This window comes from Mesorhizobium sp. M0772 (genome assembly GCF_040320135.1).
Lineage (GTDB): Bacteria > Pseudomonadota > Alphaproteobacteria > Rhizobiales > Rhizobiaceae > Mesorhizobium.
In genome coordinates this window covers 75,651-85,886 of record NZ_JAMYPB010000025.1, presented here as the reverse complement: position 1 = coordinate 85,886, position 10,236 = coordinate 75,651, and the positions used below count along the sequence as shown (strand labels likewise).

At 64.7% G+C, this 10,236-nt stretch carries 13 protein-coding genes; 4 read left to right on the top strand and 9 right to left on the bottom strand.

Annotated elements, in window-relative coordinates; genetic code table 11:
• Nucleotides 1-223 precede the first annotated feature (223 nt).
• Complete coding sequence (locus NKI06_RS18055) at nucleotides 224-721, top strand: hypothetical protein (RefSeq protein ID WP_023689155.1); 498 nt, start codon at nucleotides 224-226, stop codon at nucleotides 719-721.
• Between the two features lie 26 nt (nucleotides 722-747).
• On the opposite strand, the gene NKI06_RS18050 is transcribed toward NKI06_RS18055, so the two are convergent.
• Genes NKI06_RS18050 through NKI06_RS18030 form a run of 5 tightly spaced genes read right to left on the bottom strand, consistent with a single transcriptional unit; the run spans nucleotide 748 to nucleotide 3,104 of the window.
• Nucleotides 748-1,053, bottom strand: a complete 306-nt coding sequence (locus NKI06_RS18050) for an urease subunit beta (RefSeq protein ID WP_023671231.1) — start codon at nucleotides 1,051-1,053, stop codon at nucleotides 748-750.
• A gap of 8 nt (nucleotides 1,054-1,061) precedes the next feature.
• A complete protein-coding gene (locus NKI06_RS18045; protein ID WP_352986471.1) occupies nucleotides 1,062-1,655 on the bottom strand; it encodes a HupE/UreJ family protein in 594 nt (197 codons plus the stop codon).
• A gap of 29 nt (nucleotides 1,656-1,684) precedes the next feature.
• On the bottom strand, nucleotides 1,685-1,939 hold the full coding sequence (locus NKI06_RS18040; RefSeq protein ID WP_023671229.1) for a DUF1272 domain-containing protein: 255 nt from the start codon (nucleotides 1,937-1,939) through the stop codon (nucleotides 1,685-1,687).
• 10 nt (nucleotides 1,940-1,949) lie between these two features.
• Entirely contained in the window at nucleotides 1,950-2,252 is a 303-nt protein-coding gene (locus NKI06_RS18035; protein ID WP_023693076.1) for an urease subunit gamma, read from the bottom strand.
• Between the two features lie 30 nt (nucleotides 2,253-2,282).
• Nucleotides 2,283-3,104, bottom strand: coding sequence for an urease accessory protein UreD (locus NKI06_RS18030; RefSeq protein ID WP_502900597.1), 822 nt, complete (start codon nucleotides 3,102-3,104; stop codon nucleotides 2,283-2,285).
• A 235-nt stretch (nucleotides 3,105-3,339) separates the two neighbouring features.
• On the opposite strand from NKI06_RS18030, the gene NKI06_RS18025 reads away from it, so the two are divergent.
• The 3 genes from NKI06_RS18025 to NKI06_RS18015 all read left to right on the top strand — a co-directional run bounded on the left by NKI06_RS18025 (nucleotide 3,340) and on the right by NKI06_RS18015 (nucleotide 5,667).
• Nucleotides 3,340-3,594: an acyl carrier protein gene (locus NKI06_RS18025; RefSeq protein ID WP_023671226.1), complete on the top strand. Its 255-nt coding sequence runs from the start codon at nucleotides 3,340-3,342 to the stop codon at nucleotides 3,592-3,594.
• Nucleotides 3,595-3,599: 5 nt separating this feature from the next.
• Nucleotides 3,600-4,808 (top strand): beta-ketoacyl-[acyl-carrier-protein] synthase family protein, encoded by a 1,209-nt coding sequence (locus tag NKI06_RS18020; RefSeq protein ID WP_352986467.1) that lies wholly within the window; start codon nucleotides 3,600-3,602, stop codon nucleotides 4,806-4,808.
• Between the two features lie 154 nt (nucleotides 4,809-4,962).
• A complete protein-coding gene (locus tag NKI06_RS18015) occupies nucleotides 4,963-5,667 on the top strand; it encodes a glutathione S-transferase family protein (RefSeq protein WP_352986465.1) in 705 nt (234 codons plus the stop codon).
• A 25-nt stretch (nucleotides 5,668-5,692) separates the two neighbouring features.
• Here the strand turns inward: NKI06_RS18015 and NKI06_RS18010 are convergent, their stop codons facing one another.
• The 4 genes from NKI06_RS18010 to NKI06_RS17995 all read right to left on the bottom strand — a co-directional run bounded on the left by NKI06_RS18010 (nucleotide 5,693) and on the right by NKI06_RS17995 (nucleotide 10,179).
• Nucleotides 5,693-6,064, bottom strand: a complete 372-nt coding sequence (locus tag NKI06_RS18010) for a hypothetical protein (protein WP_023711378.1) — start codon at nucleotides 6,062-6,064, stop codon at nucleotides 5,693-5,695.
• Between the two features lie 85 nt (nucleotides 6,065-6,149).
• Nucleotides 6,150-6,770: a nucleoside triphosphate hydrolase gene (locus tag NKI06_RS18005; protein ID WP_023689152.1), complete on the bottom strand. Its 621-nt coding sequence runs from the start codon at nucleotides 6,768-6,770 to the stop codon at nucleotides 6,150-6,152.
• 269 nt (nucleotides 6,771-7,039) lie between these two features.
• Nucleotides 7,040-8,131 carry a hypothetical protein gene (locus tag NKI06_RS18000; protein WP_352986463.1) on the bottom strand — a complete coding sequence of 364 codons (1,092 nt, stop codon included), beginning with the start codon at nucleotides 8,129-8,131 and terminating at the stop codon, nucleotides 7,040-7,042.
• 236 nt (nucleotides 8,132-8,367) lie between these two features.
• Nucleotides 8,368-10,179, bottom strand: a complete 1,812-nt coding sequence (locus tag NKI06_RS17995) for a methyl-accepting chemotaxis protein (protein ID WP_352986462.1) — start codon at nucleotides 10,177-10,179, stop codon at nucleotides 8,368-8,370.
• Nucleotides 10,180-10,236 lie beyond the last annotated feature (57 nt).

Below are 10,236 nucleotides of genomic sequence, written 5' to 3'. Positions count from 1 at the left end.
GCGGCGCCTCACACCTCGGGGCCCCCCTGGGCCACGGTGGGCCGCCTCACCCTCCCCCGCATGGGGCGCGCGTCCCGTGCCCACCAACAGCCACGCGTTAACCATCCGGTGGGGGGCCCCCCCCCGCCCCCCCCAGCCCACAGGGAACCTTCGCCCGACAGGAGGCGTTTCGTTCCTTTGGCGCCGAACGGCGTTGCACAGAAAAGTCCACCAGGAGTGAGCAATGCCTGTCTTTGCCGACACCAGATGGCTCCAGAGCCTTGCTGCCTGCACATTTCTCGCAGCTTTCGGCCCGCAAGCCGCGCAAGGTCTTGAAAGCGCTGACGCCGTCAACCGGGCCGACACCGTCAACAGGATCGTCGGCTCCGATGTCCGGCAGGAGGAGGCGCGGACGGAACCACAGACCAACAAGATCATCACCGCGATCGAGCGGACGCGTGAGAACATCGGCGCCGTGCGCAAGACGTCCAAGCTCGATACTGTGGATATCGTCTTCCTCACCGACGCGGCGCGCAGCGAAGGAGGCCCGCCGCCGGCGGTCGAGAGCAAGGTCGAACAGCATCAGGACGACATTGCGGAACTGCGCAAGGAGATCGACGCCAACGCCTTGCTGTTCAACGCCATCGATTCGCGGCGCGTGCTTACGGAAGACGTCCTTGCGGTGGAATTCGACGGCTCGGCAAGAATCGTCATCTACGCGGCGGCCAGGCCGTCGAACTGACCTCAGGGCGCCCGACCCCGTCGATCTCACAGCCTGCCCATGATCTTCTGCTGAAAACCGTAGACCTCGCGTTTTCCTCCGAACGGCACCAGCGTGACGTCCCGCTCTTGTCCCGGTTCGAAGCGCATCGCGGTGCCGGCGGCAATGTCCAGACGCATGCCGCGCGCTTTGTCGCGATCGAATTTCAACCCCTCATTGGTCTCGAAGAAATGGTAGTGGCTGCCGACCTGGATCGGCCGGTCGCCGCTGTTGGCCACCTTCAGCGTCACCGTCGGCAGCCCCTTGTTGAGCTCGATGTCGCCGCTTGCGGTGATGATTTCGCCGGGAATCATCGTTAGCCTCACAAAACGCCGAAGACCAGGCCGCCGCCGACTGCAGCACAAGCGGCGCCAGCGGCGCGGGCAAGCCCGCGAAAGCGCATGCCGAGGCCAAGGCCGGCAGCGATGCCCATGGCATGGAGAAGTGCGGTGGCAACGGCAAAGCCGGCCATATAGTCAAGCCCACCTGCATTTTCCGGCACTTCGGTGCCGTGGGCATGGCCATGGAACAGCGCGAACAGGCCGATGATGGCGACTCCGGCCGAGACCGGCAGATCGACCGCCAACGCCACCAGCAAGCCAAGCGCGACGACGGAGGCAAGGATGCCCGGTTCGACGAAAGGCACCGGCACGTGGAGCATGCCGAACGCGCCGCCGACCAGCATGACGCCGACAAAGGCCAGCGGCCAGGCCCAGATCGCCTTGCCGCCCTTGAGCGCCGCCCACAGGCCCACGGCGACCATGACGGTCATATGGTCGAGGCCGGACAGCGGATGCGCGAAGCCCGCCGCGAAGGACGAGGTGGTGGCGATGCCGACATGGGCATAGGCGGGCATCGCCGCCGCCAGCAGCAGGATCGCTGCAAGCGTGGTGCGTTTGGTTGAAGCAGAGATCATCGGTCTTCCCTTCGAAGTCACGAAAACAATCACGCAGCCTTGCGCGGGCCGCAGCCCTCGGCCTTGAGCACGCGTTGGGTCGAGGCCGGATATTTCACCAGTTTCTCCACTGGGCGGATCGGGCGTGCGGAAAAATTGCCGCCGCAGTTCGGGCAGACGCCGCCCAGCACATGTTCAGCGCAGTCAGCGCAGAAGGTGCATTCAAAGGTGCAGATCAGCGCGTCCGCCGCTTCCGGCGGCAGGTCCTTGTCGCAGCATTCGCAATTCGGTCGCAGTTCCAGCATCGTTTTCTCCTCACCTGATCGGTTCGTGCACGGTCACCAGCTTGGTGCCATCGGGAAAGGTCGCCTCGACCTGCACGTCGTGGATCATCTCGGCGATGCCTTCCATCACCTGCGCGCGGGTAACCACATGGGCGCCGGCCTCCATAAGTTCGGCGACCGGGCGGCCGTCGCGGGCGCCCTCGACGACGAAATCGGTGATCAGCGCGATCGCTTCGGGGTGATTGAGCTTGACGCCGCGTTCCAGCCGCTTGCGCGCCACGATCGCCGCCATGGCGATGAGCAGCTTGTCCTTTTCACGCGGCGTCAGGTTCATGCGCTTTCCTGGATTTGGCCTGGATTTGGCTCAGAGTGACCATAATTTGGGCAGACCCGCCCGCCCGTTGAGCAGTTCGACGAGCGGAACCAGCCGCTTGCGCAGCTGATAGCCGTCCTCGGCAAACAGCCTCGCAAGAAGCTTGCCAGATTTTTTGACACTCCAGGCGCTGGCATCGCCGTCGGCGCCGATGATGTCGCGGGCCGGTTCGAGCAAGGCTTCTGCCTGCGGCGAGACCATCAGCAGCGTCGCTGCGGCAATGGCGCCGCCGGCGACCGCCGGGCGGCCAAGTGCCGCCGCGATAGCCGGCCCGATGCGGGAATCCTCGGCATGAACGAGCGCATCATCCTGGCGGACACGCCAACGGTCGTGGAAATGGCCGTGCGCGGCCTCTTCGCCCATGGCGAGGCGGCCGAATACGGTGGCTTCAAGCAGCAATGCCTCGGCGCCTGCGGCAAGCTCGACCTCGAGCGTGCGGGCAAAGGCCGAGCGGTCGAAGACGATGGTTTCCTGGGGCAGCCAGGCGATACGCCCGCCCGCGCCGACGCTGAGCTTCACCCGAACTTCGGCGCGGTCGCTTGCGGCACGATAGATCTTTTCGCAGGCCTGGGTGGTTATCGAGGCGGAGGCACCTGGCCCGACATCGATTTCCCAGCCGAGCCGATCGCCGCCGGTCAGACCGCCGGCGGTGTTGATGAGCACGGCTTCGAGCGGATCGGCCGCAACGGCCGGCATGCGGATTTTGGCCGAGCCGTCCTGATAGAGGCGCAAAAGCCGGGTGCGTCCATCCCTGACGCCGCACGCAAGCCGGGCCGCCCCGGCCGCGCGCTGGGCCGGAAGAGCTGAGATCAAGACATGCTGCAACGTATCCACGGCGCTAACGTTAAGCACTCCCGGCGCTTTGTCGATATGGTGCTTGTTGATATAGCTTGTTGCTTGACAGCGTTTCCGTTTCTATAGAGGGAGCCTCTTTGGAACGGTCATGCTGCGCCTGGCGGGTTTTTGAAGGCGACGGCGATTTCAGTCCAGGCAACAGGGGCGCCAACCAATCGGCACCGCGACGTTATAAAATTGGGGAAGGAATCGAATGGCTGACGAGCTGGCAACGGAAATCATCGCCAAGATCAGGGCACATGCGGAGCCCGGTGGCGAAGAGATCACCACCAATACGGAATTGACCGCGCTTGGCATCCATTCCTTGGAACTGACCGAGATCATCTTCGATCTCGAGGAGCAGTACGGCATCGAGATCGAGATGAACACGGTCGATGCCTGGAGCAATCTCAAGAATGTCGGCGATATGGTTGAGGCTGTTCGCGCGCTGATTGCGAAAAAAGCCTGAGCTGAATGCAAAAGCGCGTCGTCATTACCGGCATCGGCGGCATATGCGGGCTCGGCGCCAATGCGCCTGCAATCTGGAACGAAATGCGGGCCGGCCGATCGGCCATCGGTCAAATCAGCAATCCCGGTTTGCATGATTTGAAGGTCAAGGTCGGCTGCGAAATCAAGACGCTGCCCGACCATGGCATCAGCCACAAGCAGACCGTGTCGATGGACCGCTTCAGCCTTTTGGCGACGATTGCCGCGCGCGAAGCCATGCAGCATGCCGGCCTGACATCGAATGAAGCAACCACCTACCGGATGGGCGCGGTTGTCGGCGTCGGCGTCTGCGGCTGGGAGGCGATCGAGGAGAACTACCGCGCCATCCTGGTCGACGGCAAGAACCGGGCCGGCATCTTCACCGTGCCAAAAGTGATGCCGAGTGCGGCGTCCGGCCATGTCAGTATGAATCTCGGCCTGCGCGGGCCGGTGTTCGGCGTCACTTCGGCCTGTTCGTCGTCGAATCATGCCTTTGCCTCGGCGGTCGACCAGATCCGGCTCGGCCGCGCCGATGTCATGGTCGCCGGCGGCACCGACGCGCCGCTGCTCTGGGGCATCCTGAAAGGCTGGGAAGCCCTGAGGGTGCTGGCGCCCGATACCTGCCGGCCGTTCTCGGCCGATCGCCAGGGCCTGTCGCTCGGCGAAGGTGCTGGAATGGCGGTGCTGGAAACCTATGAACACGCCATGGCCCGCGGCGCGACCATTCTGGCCGAATTTGCCGGAGCCGGCCTTTCCGCCGACGCTTCCGATATCGTCGCGCCGACTGTCGAGGGACCGACTGCGGCGATGCGCGCCTGCCTGGTGGACGCCGGGCTCAATCCCGAGGACGTCGATTATCTCAACGCCCACGGCACCGGCACCAAGGCCAACGACCAGATCGAGACGGCGGCAATCAAGCGCGTCTTCGGCGACCATGCCTACAAGCTGTCGGTGTCGTCGACCAAGTCCATGCATGCACATTGCCTCGGCGCCTCGGGCGGCTTGGAAATGATCGCCTGCGTGATGGCGATCCGCGAAGGCATCGTGCCGCCGACGGCCAATTTCCGGCAGGCCGATCCCGACTGCGATCTCGACATCACGCCGAATGTGGCGCGCGAGCGCAAGGTGCGCGCGGCGATCAGCAACGGTTTTGCCTTCGGCGGCACCAATGCCGTGGTGGCGTTCAAGGCGGTCTGACGGCAAGCGACTGGCCCTGAGCGACTGGCCCTGAATGACTGCGAAGACGGTGTGCGCACCGTCGGCCGGGTTGATCGGCAAAGACGCCGAGGATAATCCTTCGCAACACGCCAGATGGCGCGATACCGCGCCAAATTCCCGACCGGAGCTTTCGATGACCGACCTGTCCGCCTTTCCGATCACCAAGCGCTGGCCGGCCAGCCACCCCGACCGCCTGCAGCTCTATTCCGCGACGACGCCGAATGGGGTGAAAGTGTCGATCGCGCTGGAAGAACTCGGCCTGCCCTACGAGGCGCATCTGGGGGATATCGGCAAGGACCAGAGCTGGACGCCGGAATTCCTGTCACTGAACCCGAACGGCAAGATACCCGCGATCATCGACCCCGACGGTCCAGGCGGCAAGCCGCTCGGCCTGTTCGAATCCGGCGCCATCCTGCTCTACCTCACCGACAAGACCGGCAAGCTGATCCCTGCCGATCCGGCGCGGCGCTACGAGACCATCCAATGGGTGTTCTTCCAGATGGCGGCGATCGGACCGATTTTCGGACAGGTCGGGTTTTTCAACAAATTCGCCGGGCGCGAGATCGCCGACAAGCGGCCGCTGGATCGCTACCGCAATGAATCGCGGCGGCTGATCGGGGTGCTGGAGACGCGGCTGAAGGGTCGAACCTGGATCATGGACGACGACTATACGATCGCCGACATTTCGATGCTGGGCTGGGTGCGCAATCTGATCGGCTTCTACGAGGCGCGCGAACTCGTCGGCTTCGACGACTTCCCCACCGTCGCGGCATGGCTGGAGCGCGGGCTGGCGCGGCCCGCGGTGCAGCGCGGCCTGACCATTCCCGCCAGGAATTAACCTCGGCCGGCCGAAGCAACCAGGTCTATTTCGCCTTGGCCTTGCTTTTCGAGCCGCCCTTGCCGATGACGGACGCAGCGAGCGACGCGGCGCCCCTGGCTGTCGCCGCCACCGCACCAGCGGCGACATTGGCGGTCGCCTTGACCGTGCGCATGGCCCCGCCGGCCATCGAGCCGCGGCTTGCCGGCTTCTTGGGTTTGGCGGTTTTCACCGCCACCTTCGCCGTCGCGACCGGTTCTACCTTCTTTGGCGCCGCTTTGCCGAAAGCCGGCTTTGCGTCCTTGGACCGCTCGGCGATCGCCGGGCCGGCGCCTGCCTTGGCCTGCGTGGCCTTTGCCTGCCTGGCTTTGGGTTGAGCGGTCTTGCTCTTGGCGGGTGTTTTTGCCTTGGTTGCCATCTGACGGTTCCCTCACGGCGGCACGATTGCCGATGAGAGATAACGACCTGAAAGTCTTAAGGTTCCCGTTCCGAAGTCCAGCGAACTATGCGGGATCGCCAACAACCAGGTCGGCGGACCTGCGACGGCCGAGCACGCGATCGATGTTGGGCATGTCGTTGGAAGCGATCCAGGCGCGGGCGTCTTCGTCGGAGCGGCCATGCTCGTGCCAGCGCACCAGAAGGCGGCGCTCGAGTTCGGCCCGCGGCACATCGACAAAGATGGTGAAGTCGAACAGCGGCGCCAGCCGCGACCACGGCTCCTCGTCGAGCAGGAGGTAATTGCCTTCGACCAGGATGAACTTGGTCTCGGCGGCAACGATGGAGGCGGCGGCGCGCGACAATTCCATGCTGCGGTCGAACACCGGAATGGCGATGTCTGGCTCGCCCGAACGGATGCGCTTCAACAGCGTCTCGAAGCCGGCGAAGTCGAAAGTCTCCGGCGCGCCCTTTCTTGGCCGCAGGCCGCGCTGGTCGAGCACGATGTCGTCATAGTGGAAGCCGTCCATCGGCACGACTTCAGCCGCGCCCTCCGGCAGCAGATCATGCAGCCCGGCCGAGAGCGTCGACTTGCCGGCGCCGGGCGGGCCGGCAATGGCGACGATGAAGCGTTTCGCCTTGCCGGCGCGCTTGAAGATGGTGGCGGCGAGATGGGCGATTTCGGACATTGGGCGCTTCCAGCTATGCTTTGCATCTTGTCGGCAGTTTGAGGAAATTTCAAACCGCGATTTGGGCAATCTCACGACATCCGCCACGTCAGCGCCGCCCCTCGTCGCCCTGCCGGTGTCCAGCCGATAGATGGGTAACACTTCTCCCCCTATGCGTCCGCCGCAGCGCCAAGCAGATTGGTTGGCGCGGCGGTGCGGCGGACGAGCTCCATGTGCCGTGTGTCGAGGATGCCGGCAGGCAGGTGAGGGGCAGGGCCAGCGTTCGAAAATCAGCCGGGCTGGCCGATCCGCAGGAAATCGCTGTCGAACCTGACATCGCGGGTCGAACCATCGGCTCCGGTGAGACGCATGTGACCTGAGGCTGTCCCGATATCGCGCGGCGGCTCGCCGTTTGCCTGCGGCAGCGCGCCGATGACATGGCGGAAGGAGACTTCGCCGCCGAGGGTAAAAGCGGTCGCGACCCCTTCGCGCTTCAGCCAATTGTCGTCGATCGATGCGGCATGGCCGATGGCGGCGCGGCCGTCCTCGATGCCGAGCACGCCGCGATGGCGGCTGCTCCACGGCGCGTAGTCGCGGCCGCCATTGCTGAACCACAGCATGGTGACCGGAAGCTCCGCCGGGTTCTTCAGCACCAGCACCAGATCCTGTTCGGCCCGGCGCGCCAGCGCCGTCCAGCCCGGACCGTCATGATCGGCTTCGACCAGGGTGATGAAATCCTCGCGCTCATCCTCCATGCGGTAGTCGGTGAGATCGAGCGTGCCGCCGCCAGTGGCTGGAAAGCGCGTCAGATCGGTCGAGTGGGCGGGATAGGAAAGCTTGAAGCGACCGCGGGCCGGATCGGGCTCCAGCGGTGCGTCCAGTGTCCCGGCAAAGCGCTTCGGCGAGAAGGCGAGCCGGCCGCCATCGCGCATCGCCGCCATCGGATGGTGGGCGGCGGAGACCGCGCCGGAACCGCCGGAAAAGACATGCTCCTGATAGAGAAAGGGATGACTGTTGCGGAGCGTGAAGATCTTGTCGACCGTCGCGCCCATCACCGTGCGGCGCAACCGGAAGACGGCCCGCCAGCCGTCGGATGTCGCTTCGCTGGCGGTGACATCCCAGGCGCTGTTGGCCGGCCAGCCATGCAGCGGTGCGGCTTCGATGTCGCTGGCCGAAAACGGTGCGCATAGGAAATCGCCAGACAGCCGCACCGTGCCTTGAGGCAGATCCGGCGGCAGCGTCTCGCCGGCATCGATCCAGGGCGCGCGGTGCAGCGGCTTCAGCTGGCGGCCATCGCTGTCGACCGTCATGTCGGCGATATGGCCGACAGTGAGATCGAGCGTGACCGAAATGCCCTTTGCCTTGATCGTGACCGTATCCATCCGCGCACCTGCTGATTCTGATGGCAGCGAACAAACCCGCTCCGTGACGGATGCGCAAGCACAGCGACCGGCATTTTGCATCAGGGCGATTTTTACCCTCCCCCTTGTGGGGAGGGTCGGCGAGCGCTCGACGCGAAGCGGAGATTGTTCGACGGGGCGGGGGTAGCGCCCTACAAGGACCCCCACCCCGATCCGCTACGCGGATCGACCCTCCCCACAAGGGGAAGGGTGGACGCCTACTGCCGTTTGTACTCCCGGACCGGCGACTTGGTGCCGTCGGTGTAGGTGACCTGCACCGCCATCGATGTCACGTTGTCGGCGACCTTGAAGTAAGGCTGGTAGTCATAAGGAATGGCGTAGGGGTCCTTCTTGTCGCAAGGCGGCAGCTTGATCTCCTTGTCGAGCGCCGTGCCGTTCAGGCTGTAGCGCACCTCCTTGATGCCGCAGCGGAATGACAGCATCTGGGAGAAATAGACCAGGCCGTGATTGCCGCTGGCGTCGAAGGCGATCCACGACGTCCAGAACTGGTCGAGGATCTGTTTGTTGCCCTGTTGCAGCGCCGCGTCCGGATCGAAACTTATGTCGAACGGCCCGGTCTCGCGGCCCCTGAGATCGAGATATTTGACCCCGATGGTGGTGGCCGTGGTGCTGTCGGGCAATTCGAAGCTCGGATTGGGCATCGGCTTGCCGGTGCGCTGGTCGTTCATCGCCATCAGCCCGGTGTCGGTGAACGGACCTGACACACCCATGCGCCAGGAAATGCCGGTCGCGGCCTCGGGCAGCGAGATGGAGATCGTCCAGCCGGCATTGGAGCGCATCGGCGTCAGCGTCGGGGCAAAGCGTGCTGGGTCGAGCACGTCGCCAAGCGCCGTCAGGCGGGTACGGCTGCGGTCGAGCCAGTCGGCGAGCTGCGTCTGGTCGACGAAATATTTGAGCAGCCCGCCTTCCTTTTCATAGGAGACGAACCTGGTCAGCGCCTCGGCCTCGCTGCGCTTGTCGGACAGCGACTGGACGCCGAGGCGATCCTCGGAAAACTCCTGCGCGAGCAGGTAATAGGCCGGTGCGAAATCAGGATTGGCCGCGATGAAGGCGTTGAGCTTGTCGAGACGTTGGGCATCGTCGAACTGCAGGATATGGACCAGCTTGATCGACAGCGCCTTGGCCTTGTCGGCCAGGGCGCCGAACACTTCGCGGGCGCCGGCCTTGCCGTCCTGCACGCGCAGCAGGGTGGCGAACCGTGTGTAGGGATCGACGGCGTCGACGTCGAAACCGGCGAAAGCGAGATAGGAGCGCCGCGCATTCAGCATGTCGCCGGAAAGCTCGTAGACGCGGGCATTGTGATAGAATTCATCCGGCCGCTTCGGCTCGGCGATCGCCCCGCCCTGCGCGGCCAATGCGGCAAAGCCCTTGGCGATGGTGTCGACCGAGGCGGCGATCTGCTCGGTGGTCGCCTGAAGCTTGTCGGCCTGCTCGGCCTGTTTCTGCTGGCCGGCAGCAAGCGTTTCGGTCGTCTGCTTGACCGCCTCTACCGACTTTTGCGTCTGCGCGCCCTGCTCAGCCTGCTGCTGCTGGGTCGACGCAATTTCCTCGGTCTTCTTCGCCACCGCGTCGGTCGATTGCTTGACCTGATCGACCGCCAGCTTCGTCTCGGTTACCGTTTGCTCGATCCTGGCCACCCTGGCCGAGACGATGCCCATCTGCTGCTGCAGGTCGGCGATGGCCGGCACCAGGCCGGCGATCACACCGTTCTGCGAATTGGTCTGCTGCTGCAGGCCATAGACGCCGCCGGCGACGGCGGCAGCGCTGGTGGCAAAGATCAGCGCCGGCAGCGCTTTGGCGGCCAGCACCAGCCGCAGAACGATGGCAATGGCGATGATGGCCGCGGCAACCGAAGCGAGCAGCGCGATATAGGCGGCGAATGGCGCCAGCGGATTGAGGATGTCGGAGGCCGCACCGCCGATAAAGGCGACGCTGCCGGCCCATTTGCCGGTGCGGCTAAGCGAAGCCCTGATAAGAGATGGCGCCGCCGCGCCGATGTCACCGGTCATTGTCAAATCCCCCAAGCAATTGCCGCCTCTATAGCAGCACCGCGACCCCGCAGGCAA